This is a genomic window from Bacillus methanolicus (genome assembly GCF_028888695.1).
Classification (GTDB): Bacteria; Bacillota; Bacilli; order Bacillales; family Cytobacillaceae; genus Bacillus_Z; species Bacillus_Z methanolicus_B.
The window spans coordinates 185,104-203,400 of record NZ_PNFF01000002.1; the positions used below are offsets into that span (position 1 = coordinate 185,104).

The following is an 18,297-nucleotide window of genomic DNA, read 5'->3' on the forward strand; positions in this document are numbered from 1 at the left end:
CAAATTATTTAAGTTTTTTCCTCTATTTCTACAAAATTGGAATAATAGTTCCATTTTACCACATAAAGAAGCCTTGCGATTTTTCGCAAGGCTTCATCGGGGGGGTATCCCGGTTTGATAGGAAGATCCGCTTACCAACCAAATTGTGGAATCTTCAGTGAATTAGACGATGAAAAATCAAAAAAGTTTCGAAATTTATTGTAAGTTTTCAAAAAATGCATAGGTTAAAGGCGCTTTCTTGTTTAACTCGCTTTTTGTCGAATCATTTAAGTAGTACATGGCAAAAGCTTCGGCAAAATATTCTTCTGGATAGTTTATAAAATATTGTTTTTCTCCAAAAAGGCTTACCGATTCGCTTTTCCATATTTTTTTGAAGCTTTCCGTTGCTGATATTCTCATATAAACGATGGAGTCTAAAGAATGAGCTGTTTCATGCAATTCAAGATTCACCGAACCATGGCCTTTTCCACGATCACTGTACCCGATGCGAATGGCAACTGTTTCTGCTCCTCCGATTCCGGGAACTTCCTCCCATGTTTTATTTGTTTTCTCCCATCCACGCGGTATTTGCCCCTTCAGATATGAAAATTCCGGCAAACTAGTAATCGGACCATCGATCAATTTGATTTTTATCCCGTTTGTTTTCATTTTTTCCAACATGCTGACAGGCAGTTTTGAAAGCCTTGATTTAATCAATTTCACATCCGGGTCATTTTGATGGATGTTTGGAACGACCACAATTTGTTCCAATAAACCGTCTTTTTCCGGAAATGGCTTAAACTGCTGCTGCAATTTTTGTTTAGAAGGTGTTTCATATAAAACATGGTCTTTTATGTTTGTAATATAATAAGAGCCGCCAACACGATATTGTTTTTTTGCTGCATCATAACCGTAAACACGGTATTTTTCACCGGGATTTAAGACTTTAACAAAAATGAATGTTTCTCCTTTGCGTTTCCAAAGATTGATCGGCTTTATGACGGTTACCCTTCCAATTTGGCCTTGGACCAGTTCTGCTCCATCCCATAAAATTTTTGCTGAAACAGTGCGGGTGAATAGAGGCAGAGCGATTAAGACCACAATAAGCATTAAGGTATATTTCTTCATTGTCAAAGTGCTTCTGCCTGCCTCCTTTAAAGATTAATAGGGTTTAAAGTAGTTTTGAGTATAGTAAGGAACTTTTGTCCCGGTTTGAAACTGGACGCCCATACCAACATGTGTGTAATTAGAATTCAAAATATTTTTCCTGTGGCCTAATGAATTCATTAATGCTTCGTGAGCAAAAATACTGCTTGGATAACCCATGGCAATGTTTTCGCCAGCCGCCCAATATCGAATTCCTTCTGCTTCCATCCGCTCAAATGGGTCCTGCCCTTTTAAGTTCACGTGGTCAAAAAAGTTATTGGCTGCCATATCCAAACTATGTTTTCTTGCCGATCTTCTTGCTCGTTCATCCCAGCTTAAAGGAGCCAATCCATGTTTTACACGCTCAGCATTTGTCAGATCAAACATTTGCAGTTCGAATGCTTGCTGCAAGGAAGCAGACGGGTTGCCGTAATGGCCCTGTTTTTTATTCTCAAGGTTTGATGTTATGACTTGTACAGCCGCTACATTTCCTTTCATGTGAACATCATAAAAAACAGTGATATACAAACCGTTTTTGCGGAAAGTTTGCTGTTCTTGTGTATTGTCGACCAAATAGTTTATATTTCCTTTTAAAATGCCTGTTATCGGACTGCCCAAAGCTGCTCTAACTTCTTGTTTGGAGGAACCAATATGAATTCCGTTTGTTTGATAGTTTAAATAATTTGAATATACAAATTCCACGCGGTTATTTACATAGCCAATGATATAAAATTGATCATATTGATTGTGATACGTATACCAGTTGATCCCGTACTCACCTAAGGAAATTCTTTTTTCTTTTCCCAGTTTATTTTCAACAGAAGCCTTCGTTTCTCCTATTTGAACGCTTTGTTTTGACTTTTCAATCGCTTGTTTCTTGCAAGCTGATTGAGCAAGCTTCGTTTTTGACGGAGTTTCATATTTGATTCTGCTGTCCCTGTCTACATAATACCCATTGCCGACGCTAAGTTTCCCCGGTTTAAACGCATAAATTCTGTAATTTTCTCCTGCTTTCAGCGTTCGGGAAATCTTTCGGCTCTCCCCTTCCAGTTTATAAAGCGGGGTATTCTTTAAAACTTGCAATCTGCCAATCTGGCCTACTTTTAATTCTGCGCCGTCCCACCAAATGATTGTCGTTGATCCAATGCCTTTGCAAACATTTGAAGCATATCCTGAAGAATTTGGAAATAGAAGCCATAAAAAAGATGTTAATAAAAAAGCGACAAGCAAGACAGCCTGAAAACCTGACTTTCTTATCATACCGTGCTCCTCCATTCATTCCGAACTCCTTTTCTCTATTTTATAAAAATATCAACTGGTAGTATAGTAAAAAATAGGGGTCTGGCCTCTACTTTAGCAGGGCCGGGCCCCATGTTATAATGGGTGGGTTGGAACTAACTTTTTGAACAGGTGGAGTTTGCATGATTTTTAATTCATATGAATTTATTTTTGCTTTTTTGCCGATTACTTGGCTCGTTTACTTTTTATTAAATAAACTAGAGCTTTTTAAGTTCTCAACAATTTGGCTTGTTGTAAGTTCTCTTTTTTTCTACAGCTGGTGGAATGTTGCTTATCTGCCGCTTATATTGATCTTAATGATTTTTAATTTTTACTTGGGCTCCATTTTAAGAAAATCGAATTCCGGCCGCGCCCGGTATTTGTTATTTTTCGGAGTGGCTGTTAACCTTGCTGTACTTTGTTATTTTAAATATTATGACTTTTTCATTTCGAATATGAATCTTGTATTTCATACAAACTTTCCATTATTGCACCTGACTCTGCCTTTGGCGATAAGCTTTTTTACCTTTCAAAAAATAGCTTATTTAGTGGACGCTTACCGAAAAGAAACGGAAGAATACGATTTTTGGAAGTATGCCCTGTTTGTCGCTTTCTTCCCGCAGTTAATTGCCGGGCCAATAGTTCATCATAAAGAGGTCATACCTCAATTCGCAAAAGCTTTTAAGATATTAAATTTTGAAAATATCTCAAAAGGGATCTTTATTTTTACAATTGGTTTATTCAAAAAAGTAGTCATTGCCGATACCTTTGCTGCTTGGGCAACGGCCGGCTTTGACACAGCCGGAGAGCTTACTTTCTTTGAGGCCTGGATTGCGTCTCTTTCTTATACGTTTCAATTATATTTTGATTTTAGCGGTTATACGGATATGGCAATCGGCGCCGCACTGTTATTTAACATACGGCTTCCTATTAACTTTAACTCTCCATACAAAGCCGTTAACATTCTCGATTTTTGGAAAAGGTGGCATATGACCCTTACCAGATTTCTTACTAAATACTTGTATATCCCGCTTGGTGGAAATCGAAAAGGGACGGTCCGTACGTACGTGAATGTTCTGATCGTGTTCTTTTTAAGCGGTTTATGGCACGGTGCCGGCTGGACATTTATCTTTTGGGGAACATTGCATGGAATCGCTTCATTGGCAAATCGATTCTGGCAGCAATTAGGATTAAGAATGAATAAGTATCTTTCCTGGTTTTTAACTTTTCAATTTGTGAATGTGGCGTGGGTATTTTTCAGGGCAAAAACATGGGAGGATGCCATAAAAGTTTTGAAAGGAATGGCCGGTCTGAATGGTTTTACTTTGCCGGAAAAATATGCTGAGAGGCTCGGTTTTATCCATATTACTCCCGTTAAAGAATTGGTTCTGTCTACTATTACAGGGACCTCTATTATTTATATGGTTGTCTATATCATCATTGCTTTTGTTATCGTTCTTGCCTGCCGGAATTCTGTAAAACTAATGGATGATTTAAAACCTAATTGGCAAATGGCATTCTTTGCAAGTGCACTTTTCATATTATCGATTTTTAATATGACAAAGGTTAGTGAGTTTTTATACTTTAATTTTTAGGTGGTACTATGAACTCTTATCGCAAGTGGCCAATAAAATTTTTTGTCTCCTTCTGCCTTTTACTGCTACTATTCGGTTTTCCTATTATTGCTTTTAACTATGTTGTTGACCCATTGTGGATTTTTCAACATGAAAATAAGTGGAATGATGTCCAGCAAGGATTCAATGAGCGGCAGCAAAAAGTGAATAAATTTACGTTTTCAGACAAAAAATACGATGCTCTGCTCCTGGGCAGCAGCCGTTCGACTTATATTAACCAACATGATTTTGAAGGCCTAGATGTTTTTAATTTTGCCGTTAGTTCGATGTATGTCGAAGAATATAAAGGTTATATTGATTATGCTAAAAAAGTGAACGGGAAATCTTTTGATTATATTTTTCTAGGTTTAGACTTTTTTGCCGCAAATAAAAACAGAAAGTTAAGCAGCGAGAAGCCCGAATTCTATATTGATCAAACAAATAGTTATATGTATAGGGCCAGGTCTGCTGCTTCATTTGATACGTTAAAAAAAGCCTGGCCGATTTTTCTTTCATCGAAGGAAAATAAACCGGTATTTATCGACCATCGATATTATGACCGGCAAAATGTTGCATTTCCCTTTCCCGTAACTGATGACCTTAGGCAAAAAAGGATTGAAACAAATATCTATGAGTTTTTCAAAAACGATGAACGATTTGAATATGATCCAAATATTAAAAAAATGCTGGAAGAGATCGTACGGACCAACCCCGGCACAAAATTTATCGTGTTTACGACACCTGTGACGATGCCGCGATTTGTGGTCGAATTGCAAAATGAGGAATATTGGAAAGGATATGAACAGTGGCTTTCTGATTTAACCGATGTTTTTGGCACTATCCATCATTTTATGGATATTAACGAAGTCACTGTAAATTATAAAAATTTTACGGATTCACATCATTTTGTACCGGAGATCGGATCGAAAATTGTGGATCACATATGGAACAAGAGAAAGTATGCTGAATCGCAAGACCCGTTCGCATTTGGCAAGTTAGTAACAGCGGATAACAAAGATGAAATATTTGCTCGCATTAAAAATGACATAACCGTTTACTCCGATGCTGCTTATAATTATTTAGAACCTGTATCAGGTGAAAAACCTTTTTATGCAAAAGAAGGATCAAGAGCTGCATCGTTTGCTTCATCGGATTGGAAAGAACAAGTTGCTCCACTTCGTTTGCTCGGGGCAAAGGGAGATTTTGAGGTTGCTTCAAATGGTGATCATGTTGTGAAAATATCTCCTGCCAGTACAAATCCGGGCAGCATCATTCAATTTGGATACCATTTATCAGAATTGACCGGACACAATATTGGAAAAGATAAAGTAACCTTTATTGTGTCACTGAAAGGAAACGCTGCAAGAAATGGAGATGTACAGTTATTTATACAGGATCGGGTTAATGGCAAGTGGGAAAGAGCCTCCTTTAATACGATTTTAGACAAAAAGCAAGCCCGTTCTTTTAAAATTTCTAAGAAAATCCGTGATGGAGCAGACTCCGTCTTAATCGGAATCCGCTGGCAAAACCAAAAATCATCAGACCAATGGATCGAAATCGAAAATGTGAAAATTTTTTGAAGGGGCTGACTCATAAGCAACTGACTCCCTCCAACAATAACAATATATTGGAGGGGGCTGACCCTTTGCTTTAGAGTCAGACCTCTTCTTTTTACCCTTTCTTTTATGCTAAAATATGGTTAGTTTAGAAAATAATATAACAAGGGGTCGGAATATGTTTAAGAAGGCAACGAGAAAAAAATTTTTCAGGTCAGCTGGGCCAGTTATTTTAAGCTCTTTCTTACTAGTTTCTCCTTTACCGGTGTTGGCAGAAGAAACTGCTGCAACAGAGGATGATTCAATTGAGTTGGATGATAGTCAAATACCTGCAGATCAGCCGGTTAAGCCTGCCAAAAAGCTCAATGTAGATACAAATGCAACGTTTACAAAAATAGGTCCGCAGGTTTTTAATGGAACCGCTCTGGCAGCTGCATTTGGAAAATCGCCTGATAACCAGCCTTATATGTACGTATTGCAGCACGGCACACCATCAGCATTAAGTATTATTAATCTTACTTCCGGTAAGACGGAAAAAATTTTTACTCTGGAAAACTCAACAAGTGCATGGGGTATTGATGTCGATGAAAATCAAAGAGTCTGGATCGGCGGAACTTCTTCCGGACATCTTTATGAGTATGATCCACAATCCCAAACACTGAAAGATTATGGAAACCTATTAGAGCATAGCCGCGATACAGCCATTTTAGATCTTGATGCAGCCGGCGGAAAAATTTACGGCTCCACCGCTTATGAAGGAACTGTTTTTTCATACATACCTGAAACCGGTGAACGTAATGATTTTGGACAAATAAGCAGAGGGAAGCAATTTGCGAAAAGCGTCATCTATGATGAAGAATTAAAAAGTATTTTCATTGGGATCGGCTCTAAGGCTGAAATTATCCGATATAACATCCCGACAAAAATCCGGTATCGATTTTTGCCATGGGAATACCGAAATGAAAAACATATTTCCGATATTCAAATTGTTGATCAATATCTTTTTGCCCGTCTCGAACCAAGCAAAAAGACATTAGTTTTTGACAAAAAATCATTGAAACTTTTAGACGAAATCGAAACTACTTCTCAAACGATTTCTGCAAAATCTCCGGATGGAGGCCGAGTTTTTTACACAAATAATGGAGAACTTTACGCTTACGAATACAAATCTAAAGAAATTGTAAAAATCAATGCTCCATTAAAAAGTATGGATGTGATCAACCTTGATTTTGTGGAATTAAACAAAAAGGAATATCCCGGCTATACACTTGTTGGATTGCTAAGCAACAATGGCGACTATTTCCTCTATAACTTGAAAACCGGAAAATTTTCTTTAGAAAAAATCAATCTTGCCCAGCTTCCTGTCACTCTATATACAATGACAGAAAACCCTGAAAAGGATAAGATTATCATAAATGGATATATGTCAGGAGGATTGGCGGTTTACGACATTGAGACCGGCAAAACTACTGAGGTTAAAGGGATAAGTCAAATTGAATCAATGGTATTCTTTAATAACAAACTATTCCTTGGTACTTATCCAAAAGCAAAACTACTGGAAATAGATTTGTCGCGTACATGGAATAGCAGCAGCTTTAAGGAATTACAACGATACAGTGAGCTTGGCCAAGAACGAACTACTGCATTATGGGGAGTATCCGAAAACAACAAATTGTTTGCAGGGACATATCCGGAAGCAAGCACCGGCGGCGGGCTGCTTTCAGTCTATGATCTTAAAACGAAAAAAGCGATTAACTACGAAAATTATATTCCCGACCAGAGTATCATTTCGTTAACTGATTCAAACGGTTTTGTATACGGTGGAACGACTGTTTTTGCCAATCATAAAAAATCCGCAGAAAATGCGACTTTTTTCCGGTTCCCAATCAATAACCCTGAACAAAAAGAAAAAATTAAACTGCCTTTCAAAGCTACTATGGTTAACGCCTTAATTACTCGGAAAAGCGACAAAGCCATTTGGGGAATGGCCGATGGAAAGCTGTTTAAATATGAGATTGAAAGTGGAAATTTTGATTTTATCGAAATTGTACCCGCGATCTCCGGACGTTTTAAAAACGCGAAACTTCTTTTTGGAAATGACGGAAATATTTACGGAACTGTAGAAGGAATTCTTTTTAAAGCCAATCCGGACACACTGGATGTTACAATCCTGAAAAAAGAAGGCGCTCATGACCTGGCAATCGATAAATACGGAAACCTTTACTTCCGCCACGAAGCAGACATGTGGAAATACCATTACAAAGAAGAAGAGGATGTCTCAAAATCTTAGCTTTTGAGACATCCTCTTCGTTTTGTTTACTGGAATTGAATGGTTAAGTTGTATGGCTTTAAGGTTGTGTTTCCGAATGTATCCCGGACTTTGATGTGGTAAGTGCCTTTCTTCAAATGAACGTACAGGACTTCACCGTCGCCTTCAGGGTAGAAGTCTGATGTTGCAATATGTTTGCCGTTTTTATAGAGAGAAACGATTCCGTCCACTTCAACGCCTGCAGCCAATTCAATCTTACCCTTCATATCCTTGTCAAGTTTCAGTACATACCAGTCTTCATCGCCATATGGAACACCTGCATTAAGATAACCGGAAGCCTTCCATTGCTTGCTGTTAACTTTTTTGAGTTTTAGCGGCTTAGATGGAATATTATTCTTCACGACTGAACCCTTATCTTCGTCATTTTGATTTACCGGCCCCACGGTAAACTTATAAGGCAGTAAACTTAACGGAATTAATCCATCTACATAACCATTAACAATCAAAATGTAATTCTTATTCTTCTCTGCTTTAAATGACCCGAAGGTCGTTCCGTTTGAAATGCCTCTGTCAATGTATTGGATTCGATCATATTCTTTTTCATCCAATTTGCGGTTCTTATTAACATCTTCAAAAACAACGGCTATACCGATGAAAGGACTGATCAACTCTTTTGGATATTTGGATTTCCATTTTTGATCAACTGCTTTTTGCTCGATCGTCACCCCGTAAACGTGGCTGCTCTTTGATTCAAAATAGAAAACATCCTGGTCGTTCGGCATGGAAAAATTTCCTTCAAACGCTGATCCGGGCAGATTTTTAATGTTTTCCAGACTGTCGTTATCCTCATACTTATCTTGAGGGTTTTTCAAAATTAGTTTTGAATTAAATTTGTATGGATCAAACGAAATATTTCCATTTAATTGTTCAACGTTTACTTTAATGTAATACGTTTCATTTTTCTTTAAACCAGTTATTAATTTTTCGGTTAATTTGACGTCAATCCAGCCCCAGTTTACGTTTGAACCAATTGGGTTTAAAAATTTAACGGTTTTGCCGTTCCGGTCTTTTTCTTCTTGAATTTTATAAATTTCCATCATTGGAATAGTTGCTTCATTTTTTGATAAAACAAACTCATAAATTCCCGTTTCTTGCGGAGTGACAGCAAACCAGTCTTCATCTTCAAACATTTGAAGGTAGCCGCTTGCTTCATTACCTATTTCGTAGGGCTTAGAGCCATTTTTAATCATTTCAACATAATCAATCTCTTCCTCAGTCTTACTAGATTCCACAATAGCCTCTCTCTGTTTATCCAGCTGTTTTTCAGCATCCGATTTTTCCTTGTTCATGATCGGGAACATATCTTCATCCGGCGGAAGTAATTTTCCTTCCACTTTTAATTCATATGGAACCAAGGATGATTCAGACACTTGCTCTTCTTCAAGCATATCGAAATTCATAAAAAAGTCATACATTCCAAAGTAGTTTTCCGCTTTGTTTGAGATTTTGACAATATACTCCATTTCCGGCACTGCCATAAAAGTTAAGGTTTCCCCTTCACTCTTGCCTGCTTTATTTGAGTAAAATGCCGGTTCCATCGGATGCTTGCCATAAAGCATTTCTTCTAAAATCGCTTTTTTCTTTTCTTCCGTCAACTCCGGATCATTAGGCGGGTAAAATTGATCAGCCATATAGACGCTAATGCTTGTATCTACACCCGGCAGAGCCGATAAGTCTACTTTCATTACTTGGTTTTCTTTTACGGAAAACTTGTAAAAATCATCGTCGACATCTTTTCCCACTAAAGTAAATCCCTCATTTGACTTATAAGGAAGTTCAATCTTTAACGGATCTGCAACATTTGTTTCATCTTTCGGTTGTTCCGATACTTTTTTTACAGAAAGTTTGTATTTTGAAAGAGCTCTTCCGGAATCGTCAAAGCTTCCATTCGCATCCTTGACTCCGAAAGCGATGGTACCTGTGAATGGAGCTTCAAAAAGTTTCCCTTCCGTTTTTCCTTCTCTTACCTTGTTAATATCCAGTAAAGTTTTTCCATCCGGAGAGTATAGATGCACCATTAGTTTATAGTCATATTGAGGCGATCCTTCTAAAATAAACTGAACTAACTCACCTTTCCGGACTTCTGCTTTATACCATTTTTCCTCAAAAGGCTTCGTAATTGAACCTTTTAGATCGATTTTCTCTGTTAACGAAACAGTTTCTGCTTTATCTAAAATTTCTTTTTCTGTCCATGTTCCTTTTGTCATGGCAGGAAGTTTTTTAATGTCGAATTGAAGAGCGGCGACAGGGTTTACCATTCCGTTTCCGAATTTAATATCAAAACCCTTATCTCCAAGATCTTCTGCAGTATGTTCTAAAATATATTCTACCTGCACCGATGTCAGCTTAGGATATTTTGACAGCAAGAGAGAAGCAGCACCGGCAACCATCGGAGAAGCCATAGAGGTTCCGCTCATTTTTCGATAGCTTGATTTTCTTTCATATTCATAGATTGTGCTGTAAACTTCATCACCGGGTGCAACGATATCAACAGAAGTTCCGTAAGTCGAAAAATCTGAGAGCTGCTTTTCTTTATTGATGGATCCTACACTAATCACGCCTTCATACGCAGCAGGATAATTTAAAGTGTGATCACCTGTGTTGCCGGCAGCCGCAATAACGACAACATTTTTTTCAGCGGCTTTTTTTAATGCTTCTTCAATTAAAGGAGAACGCATTGGCCCTCCAAGGCTCATATTTATGACTTTTGCCCCTTTTTCAACTGCATAGAGTATCCCTTGGGCGATGGCGTAGTCGGTTGCACCCCACGCACGGTCAAACACATCAATTGGGAGTATTTTTGCATGAGGATTTACACCATATCCGCCTATCCCGTTGTTTTTATTGGCTGCAATAATCCCGGCCACATGTGTACCGTGAAAATCCGGTGTACCTTGATTCATTGGATTGACTGCATTGTATCCCGGTAAGAGCCGTCCTTTTAAGTCTGGATGATTACCGTCAATTCCCTGGTCGATCACTGCAACTGTAACGGGATTTTTCCCTGCCAGCTGTTGGGCTTTTTCTAAATGGAGCAAGTCTATTTGGTACTGTTCGCTTATTTTGGGATCTTTTATCGAAAGCGGTTTATAATAAGCACTCGGATTTACTGATAAAACCTGGCTAAAATCTTTATATTTTTTAATGATTTTATGTAGGTTCTTTTTATCCTTTACTTTCACCACTGCATAGTTTAAATCTGAAAATTGTTTAACTAACGTACCGCCGGCGATTTGGTGCTCCGTTTGCGTAAGCGGTTTCTTGAATTTGATAATTAACGTATCATCACTTAACGCAGATTTCTCGGTTTGCTCCAATTTTTTTTGCAATAGCGGCTGATTGACTTGAATTGCTGCCACCCCCGGCTGCTTGCTGATCTTTGATTCAGCAGATACCGCTAATGGCGCTAAGACACTGCTTGCAGCCAACCCCAGCCCAGCTGCCACTAACGCTGCCTGCTTGACCCATTTTTTCATTTAGCTCCCCCTCTTTTTGAATTTTCTTACTACTATATTTATAGAAACATATAAAAGAGTTAATAGCAAGTTTTTCCATTCGACAAAAAAAGAGGGGGCCAGACCCCTACTTTAGGTCTGGCCCCGCCTTTTTACCTGGAAAGAAACCCTTTAAGGACCGGTTTCCATATTTCTTCTTTTTTCAATCTTTTTAGTTCTTTTTTGGTTATTTCGTCTGCTTTTAATGGAGTGATAAAGGATGGACCTTCACCTTTTTGAATCGCTTTTGGATTCGTGACCACTAATTCTCCTTTTTTCAATCCTTCTTTTATTTCCGTTTTGCCGTTTGCTTTCATCCCTGCGGAAACTTTACGTTTCTCAATTTTTCCGCTTTCATTCATAATCCATAAAAACGATTCGTCTTTTTCTTTCACTAAAACATGCGAAGGAACAGTAACAGCTCCATTCACTTCTTTCGTTACAACCGTTAAATCAACATGTGAACCGATCAGCGTTTTTTCGGCATCTTCTGTATCAAACTGAACTGTAAAAGGATAACGGCTCGCTTTTTCCACCGCCGGTTCACCTTCAGGAATTTCCCGGACTTCATGAAGGATTCCCTCGACTCTTTTCTTGAAAGACTCGGAAGACACGTAAACCTTCATCCCGGAAGACACCTTTTTTATTTCCTTTTCACTGAAAGTCCCTTTCACAGAAGGTTCAGACGAAACTACCGTCACTACAGGGTTTTTCAAATCTTCCCTCACTCTTTTGACAATTCCATCCACATCACTGAGCACGGTCATTTTCCCTGACTGTTCATTTAAAGAATTCAGCTGCTCCTCATATTTATTTACTTCTTGCTCCAGTAAATTCTTTTCCAGCTCTTTTTCATATATATCTCTTTCAATACCGGCTAGAATTGATTTTTCAAAGGATTTATCTTCTTCATCAAATGTTAAAGAATCCCGATAATTCTCCAGTTGACCGATATGATCTTCTAAACTTTGAATCTGGTTTTCAACTTTTTCCTTTTCCATTTCTATTTTTTCAGCTTCCGCCTCAATATCCAATGTTCTATATTCAAAAAGCGGGGTCCCTGATGCCACCAATTCTCCCTCTTTTACGAGAAATTTACAAAACACCCCTGTTTGGCTGTCAAAATAGAAATGGTGTTCTTCAAGAGGAGCAACTACACCGGAAGTATGAAATGTTTGTGCAAGATCTTCTTTTTTGGCAGTATTCCACTTTTCAATAAAAGCGGACCGATCGATTTTGCTGTCCTTTTTTAAAATTAAAAACAAGTTCCCCGCTATAAAAACTATCAAGAATGCGATTAAAACTCCCCGCTGCCATTTTCCCAATGAAGTCACCACCTTTAAATAAGTTTCTCAAGCCCAAGAATAGATAACGCTGCTTCTAACGCCCAGCCGATCACGTTAATAAGGACGACAATTGCAAAAAGAAGTTTTGGATTCTTATCAGTAATGGCTTTCAACACTTTAAATTGAATAACGATCCCCAATACAGAAAAAATTGAAATAGCACCGGAGAAGTGTGCCAGCCAGCCATGATCCGTTATGTATTGGGTTATTACTCCAAGAGACAGAGGAGAAGATTCCGCACCGATTCCAAGTGTAATTTGAATAGGAGCAAGTATTACTTTTTCAGCTATTAGAAAAAATAGTACAAATGCCTGCATAACAAGCAATTTACGAAATTCCGGTTCAAATAAAGCCCAAAAAATTAAAGCCGGAAGAAAAAGAACGGCTGCCGCATAAAAAATCCCCCAAATAAATTGCCCAATAATGACAAATAATTTATAAGTTTCAAATTCACTCCTGCTTAATTCTGTTATATATTTTGATAGAATCTCAGAGCCAATTCCGTAATAGCCGCCAATAAAAAAAACAAGGCCGCTTGCGAGAATCAATAGCAGAAGCCTAATCCATAATCCCCTAATCACTTCTGCTTTTTCCAATTGATATAAATAGGTATTTGGTTCGAGGATTCCTCTAAAAAGCCTCATGCGATAAATCATTATCCGCTCCTCCAAACTATATTCAATAGCTTTATTATATATCGAATATTGAAATTAATGCCAGAAAAATGGCGAAAAAAAGGGGTCTTACCCAACACAAAGGGTCAGACCCCATAACACAATATATAGGACATAACGCAGGATAAATGTGCTATATATTGATAAACGAACATGGAGCCAGACCCTTATGAGGTCCCCCCCTTTTTTAGTTCTTTATGCCTGGACGGCCGATGGAGTAATATTCAATAGAGTGTTTTTTTACTTCTTCTAAATCGTAGCAATTTCGTCCATCGAAGACGATCGGTTCTTTCATTAGCTTTGAATATGTATCAAGCGGCAGTTTTTTTATTTGATCCCATTCGGTAACTATAAAAGCAACGTCGGCTTGTTCCAAGGCTGATTCAATCGTTTCAACGTATGTAATTTTATCACCAATGAATTTCTTCGCATTTTCAATCGCAATTGGGTCATAAGCAACAACCATTGCTCCTTCTTTAACAAGCTGTTCAGCCATGACAATGGAAGCTGCCTCGCGCATATCATCGGTATTCGGCTTAAATGCCAACCCGAGCATCGCCGCTTTCTTTCCTCTCAAACTAGGAAAGCGTTTAAGAGCAAGTTCTACTAACCTCGCTTGCTGTTTATTATTTACATTAATAACCGCTTCCAACAAATCAAACTTATGCTCAACATCTCCGGCAATTTGCACGAGTGCCTTCGTGTCTTTCGGAAAGCAAGAACCTCCATAGCCGATGCCGGCTCTTAAGAATTGTGAACCAATACGTGAATCTAAGCCCATACCGTAAGCGATATCTTCAATATTTGCACCCAGTTTTTCACTAATATTCGCAATTTCGTTAATAAAACTAATCTTTGTCGCCAAAAAAGCGTTGGAAGCATATTTAATCATTTCCGCACTTCGAATATCCGTTTTGAAAATTGGAATTCCAAACGGCTTGTTCAGTTCTTCAACAATTTGAGCAGCTCGCTCGTTTTCGGCTCCGATGACAATGCGGTCGCCGTGGAACGTATCATAAATTGCCGTGCCTTCTCGCAAAAATTCCGGATTCGAAACAACATCAAACTGCACATCATGCTGCAAGTGCTCCTGAATCCAACGTTTCACTTTATCATTCGTTCCAACCGGAACAGTGCTCTTCGTCACAACAACCACGCCATCAAGCATAATGTTTTCCGCTATGTCTTTGGCGGCTTGTTCAACAAACTGTAAATTAGCAGAACCATCTGCTTGTTGCGGTGTACCAACCGCAATGTAGATCACCTCCGCATCCGCAAACGCTTCTTGATGACTCGTCGTAAATGCCAGCCTGCCATTTTCAATATTTTTCTTCATTAAATCATCTAAACCCGGCTCATAAATCGGTGAAATTCCTTGCTTCATTGTTTCTACTTTCCGCTCTTCAATATCAACGCACGTAACACGATGACCGATATCAGCTAAACAAACCCCTGTTACTAAACCGACGTAGCCTGTGCCCACTACCGCAATGGTTTTCAATAGGTTCACGATCCTTTCTTAATTAAGAAACGCTTCATTACAAAAGAATCCATCTATCATTATTTTATTAAAACAATGCCATCATTCCCAGTCATAAAATTCAGACTGGATATTTTTCGATTAATCAATCCTCCTGATATCTTCCGCCGAAGCATGGCCAATTCGAAATACTGCCGCTTTATTTCCTATTATTCATATATTTTATGTAAATTTATTGATAAATTTGTTGAAAAATGATTGAAATTGCGATAGTGTTTATTTATCATAATCGTAGAAATATTTGCCTGTTTAGCCAATTTATACTTCTGTTTTTATAAAAAAATTTTTAAAATCAGGCGGTAATTAAAAATGGTATTTGATGGTATCATATTATCGTTTATTGTCGGCTTTTTACGAAAAGGAAATTTAAAGGCTATGTCACAGCTAAAAATAAAGTGGGGATGGGTATTCCCGCTTTTACTGGCAATTCAATTTCTGATCTTTGCTTTTCAAAATGATGTTGAATTGCTCGGACAAGCAAGCAACTATATTTATATCGTTGTCTATATTCTCGGAATGATCTTTTTATTTATAAATCGTCATCACAAAGGCTTTATGATTATTTTGATCGGAGTGTTTCTTAATTTTCTGGTGATGGCTGTAAATGGAGGAAGGATGCCTGTATCTTTAGAGGCTGCAGCTGTTTTGGATCCGGGGTATTTAGAAGCACTTAAAGAAGAATTATACGCGAAACATGCAATTTTAACTGAATCTACTAAGCTTGGATTTCTGGGCGATATTATTCCTTTAACAGATCCTTATCCGCGGACCCAGATTATTAGTATCGGCGATGTGATTATGAATATCGGAATATTCTTTTTCATCCAGCATTTAATGCTCGATCATATTAAGGAAAAAAAGACTGCCGACACCACCTCCACCTTTTTAAAAGGAGGTGAACCAAGATGAAACGAGTTAAGCTAACTGGCATTTTATATAATGCGATCATTATTGGCTCCTTAATTGTTGCGTTAACATCTGGATTTAGACTAGTCTAATAAATTAAAAAGGGGGGAAGTTGTTTTTTCAATAACTTCTCCCTTCTAAATAGTTTCTAAATGTGAGTGAATGTAAAATGCAGGCATTAAAAAGATCATCCAATATTTATTTAATGATTGTTTCTTTTCTAGGGAGTTCCATGTTTTTTATTCTGCATAAATTTCAATTCAACGTATCACCTCAAACGGTGGTCTCTTTTGCTCTAATCGGTTCTGTTGTGCTCCTTAGCCATTATTTAATCCTCATTCCACCTGAAGGTAACTCCCTTTCAATGGATTCTGCCATTTACTTGGCAAGTATCTTTTTATTTGGGTTGGACCTTACATTGGATGTGTTATTTTTTTATGCGATCATTTTTGCCGTATCCCAACGGAAGATTACCTGGTGGAAACATCTCTTTAATTTTTCCATTTACAGCTTAATGATCATATTGTCTTACTATGTTTTTATACTATGCGGCGGAGAAGTCGGATATATTAACACAAAGAATTTATTTCCATATATACTGTCACTAAGCATGTATTTCATCTTAAATACGTCTCTCATTAGTATTTATTTCTTGCTATCCGAAACTGAGAACTCAATCAAAGTCTTAAAGAGATTTATTAAAGATAGAACCTTTTTAATCAGCTATTTTAACATATTTTTACTTTCACTTGTTCTAGGGATATTAATGAATGAAGTCGGATTATTCGGCCTCTTCCTATTTGATGGTATTGCGATGTTGTTATCGATCGCGTTCATCAAACACTTTGAACAGTATCAAGCCATATCAACTAAAGCCAATAAGGATTATCTTACCGGATTACATAATCATGGATACTTCAAAGAGATATTGGAAAAAGAAGTTTCGGCTGCAAGGGAAACCGGACAGCCTTTAAGTATCGCATTACTTGATCTGGATGATTTTAAGAAATACAACGACTTATACGGCCATATTCAAGGGGATCATTTAATTAAGGAGTTTGGCGCTCTTTTAGGAACTGAGGTACAAGCAAAGAATTATATCGCTGCCCGCTACGGAGGCGAAGAGTTTACTATTTTGATGCCGAATACGAATAGTAAAGAGGCTTTAACCTTTTTGGACAGGTTGCGAAAAAAGGCAAATGATACATATGTGGAAGGAGTGGAAGCACTACCTTACGGCTGTTTGTCGTTTTCTGCAGGGATCGTTGAATATCAACAAGGGACCTATAACACATCGGAACTGATTAATAAAGCGGATCAAGCGATGTACTTTTCAAAAGCTCAAGGAAAAAATGTGGTACATATATTTAATGAGCAGTCTGATTATTCGGTTGAAGAGTGTTTGTCGATTGAAAAAGAGCTGGAGGAAGCAGAACAACAATTAAAAATATTCCTTTCAAAAGATATTTATACTTATCGTCATAGTAAACGAGTGTTCCAATATGCAGTTGATTTTTCAAGAAAACTCAAATTAAGTGATCACGAAAGGAAAATCTTTACTTTAGGAGCATTGGTCCACGATATCGGAAAGCTGGAAATTCCTCGGGATATTTTAAATAAAAAAGGTAAGCTCGATCCGCATGAATGGGAAATAACGAAAAAGCATGTCATTTGGGGTAAAGAAATCATTTCAGCAAACAAACAATTTGAGGAGCTGATCCCTTTGGTTGAGCTCCATCATGAACGTTACGACGGGAAAGGATACCCATATGGATTAAAAGGTGATAACATTCCAAAATTAGCCCGGCTTTTGTGCATCATCGACTCATTCGACGCGATGACAACGGAAAGGCCTTACCAAAAAACAAAAACCTTCGAAGAGGCCATCCAGGAATTAAGAGCATGCTCAGGAAAACAATTTGATCCACAATTCGTTGAACCATTTATTGAATTAATCGAGCAGCACTATCTCGTCAAAGAAGAAAAAGTTTTAACATAGTTCGATAAACCAAACAAAAGAGCGTATTCCGCTCTTTTGTTGTGGCTTCCCCCTCAAAAAAGAAAAGCGCAAGTTCCTCCGAAACAAACTCTCAGTTGCTTTCTTTCGCGCTTTACCTCGTTCCCTATTTGCATTTTTACGGACAGTATTATTGGTGATTTTTACAAAATCAGTTAGATTTTTCACGAAATCTAATACAACAGTACAGTAATGCTTTTTTTCAAATATGAAGTGGCAGCTGGTCTTTTTCTTCAGAAAATTCAATTGAGCGAAATTAAGGGCTCATAAGTTAAATCAAAGACTCATATTTTAGATTAAAGACTCATATTAAATTAAAGGCAAATATATTAAATTTAAGGCTCATATATCAAATTGAAGGCTCATAAGCGAAAATAAGGACTCATAAGTTAAATCAAAGACTCATATATTAAAATAAA

11 protein-coding genes and 1 pseudogene are annotated in these 18,297 nt (G+C 37.7%); 5 read left to right on the plus strand and 7 right to left on the minus strand.

Annotated elements, in window-relative coordinates:
- Window positions 1-195: 195 nt before the first annotated feature.
- The 3 genes and pseudogenes from C0966_RS12650 to C0966_RS12655 form a co-directional block, all read right to left on the minus strand.
- Window positions 196-792, minus strand: a complete 597-nt coding sequence (locus tag C0966_RS12650; RefSeq protein ID WP_342456747.1) for an anthrax toxin lethal factor-related metalloendopeptidase — start codon at window positions 790-792, stop codon at window positions 196-198.
- Window positions 787-1,020 (minus strand): annotated as a pseudogene (locus C0966_RS18585) (anthrax toxin lethal factor-related metalloendopeptidase); the annotation flags it as partial. The pseudogene C0966_RS18585 and the gene C0966_RS12650, both read right to left, overlap by 6 nt.
- Window positions 1,021-1,140: 120 nt before the next feature.
- A complete protein-coding gene (locus tag C0966_RS12655; RefSeq protein ID WP_274856065.1) occupies window positions 1,141-2,385 on the minus strand; it encodes a CAP-associated domain-containing protein in 1,245 nt (414 codons plus the stop codon).
- Window positions 2,386-2,546: 161 nt separating this feature from the next.
- On the opposite strand from C0966_RS12655, the gene C0966_RS12660 reads away from it, so the two are divergent.
- From C0966_RS12660 to C0966_RS12670, 3 genes are all read left to right on the plus strand, one after another.
- The gene (locus C0966_RS12660; protein WP_274856066.1) at window positions 2,547-3,998 is read left to right on the plus strand and encodes an MBOAT family O-acyltransferase; all 1,452 of its coding nucleotides are present in this window, start codon (window positions 2,547-2,549) and stop codon (window positions 3,996-3,998) included.
- 8 nt (window positions 3,999-4,006) lie between these two features.
- Window positions 4,007-5,596: a hypothetical protein gene (locus C0966_RS12665; protein ID WP_274856067.1), complete on the plus strand. Its 1,590-nt coding sequence runs from the start codon at window positions 4,007-4,009 to the stop codon at window positions 5,594-5,596.
- A 154-nt stretch (window positions 5,597-5,750) separates the two neighbouring features.
- A complete protein-coding gene (locus C0966_RS12670; protein WP_274856068.1) occupies window positions 5,751-7,862 on the plus strand; it encodes a WD40 repeat domain-containing protein in 2,112 nt (703 codons plus the stop codon).
- A gap of 26 nt (window positions 7,863-7,888) precedes the next feature.
- On the opposite strand, the gene C0966_RS12675 is transcribed toward C0966_RS12670, so the two are convergent.
- From C0966_RS12675 to C0966_RS12690, 4 genes are all read right to left on the minus strand, one after another.
- Entirely contained in the window at window positions 7,889-11,377 is a 3,489-nt protein-coding gene (locus C0966_RS12675; RefSeq protein ID WP_274856070.1) for a S8 family peptidase, read from the minus strand.
- Window positions 11,378-11,508: 131 nt separating this feature from the next.
- On the minus strand, window positions 11,509-12,720 hold the full coding sequence (locus C0966_RS12680; protein WP_274856071.1) for an efflux RND transporter periplasmic adaptor subunit: 1,212 nt from the start codon (window positions 12,718-12,720) through the stop codon (window positions 11,509-11,511).
- Window positions 12,721-12,734: 14 nt separating this feature from the next.
- Window positions 12,735-13,397: a hypothetical protein gene (locus C0966_RS12685; protein WP_274856073.1), complete on the minus strand. Its 663-nt coding sequence runs from the start codon at window positions 13,395-13,397 to the stop codon at window positions 12,735-12,737.
- 205 nt (window positions 13,398-13,602) lie between these two features.
- Complete coding sequence (locus C0966_RS12690; RefSeq protein ID WP_274856074.1) at window positions 13,603-14,916, minus strand: UDP-glucose dehydrogenase family protein; 1,314 nt, start codon at window positions 14,914-14,916, stop codon at window positions 13,603-13,605.
- Window positions 14,917-15,264: 348 nt separating this feature from the next.
- Here C0966_RS12690 and C0966_RS12695 point away from each other — a divergent pair, with 348 nt between their 5' ends.
- The gene (locus C0966_RS12695; RefSeq protein WP_274856076.1) at window positions 15,265-15,864 is read left to right on the plus strand and encodes a DUF5317 domain-containing protein; all 600 of its coding nucleotides are present in this window, start codon (window positions 15,265-15,267) and stop codon (window positions 15,862-15,864) included.
- A 166-nt stretch (window positions 15,865-16,030) separates the two neighbouring features.
- On the plus strand, window positions 16,031-17,860 hold the full coding sequence (locus C0966_RS12700; RefSeq protein ID WP_274856078.1) for a diguanylate cyclase: 1,830 nt from the start codon (window positions 16,031-16,033) through the stop codon (window positions 17,858-17,860).
- Window positions 17,861-18,297: the final 437 nt, after the last annotated feature.

Coding starts and splice junctions, on each gene's coding strand:
- C0966_RS12655 (WP_274856065.1), bottom strand. CDS start 2,385: ATGATAAGAAAGTCAGGTTTTCAGGCTGTCTTGCTTGTCGCTTTTTTA.
- C0966_RS12660 (WP_274856066.1), top strand. CDS start 2,547: ATGATTTTTAATTCATATGAATTTATTTTTGCTTTTTTGCCGATTACT.
- C0966_RS12665 (WP_274856067.1), top strand. CDS start 4,007: ATGAACTCTTATCGCAAGTGGCCAATAAAATTTTTTGTCTCCTTCTGC.
- C0966_RS12670 (WP_274856068.1), top strand. CDS start 5,751: ATGTTTAAGAAGGCAACGAGAAAAAAATTTTTCAGGTCAGCTGGGCCA.
- C0966_RS12675 (WP_274856070.1), bottom strand. CDS start 11,377: ATGAAAAAATGGGTCAAGCAGGCAGCGTTAGTGGCAGCTGGGCTGGGG.
- C0966_RS12685 (WP_274856073.1), bottom strand. CDS start 13,397: ATGATTTATCGCATGAGGCTTTTTAGAGGAATCCTCGAACCAAATACC.
- C0966_RS12695 (WP_274856076.1), top strand. CDS start 15,265: ATGGTATTTGATGGTATCATATTATCGTTTATTGTCGGCTTTTTACGA.
- C0966_RS12700 (WP_274856078.1), top strand. CDS start 16,031: ATGCAGGCATTAAAAAGATCATCCAATATTTATTTAATGATTGTTTCT.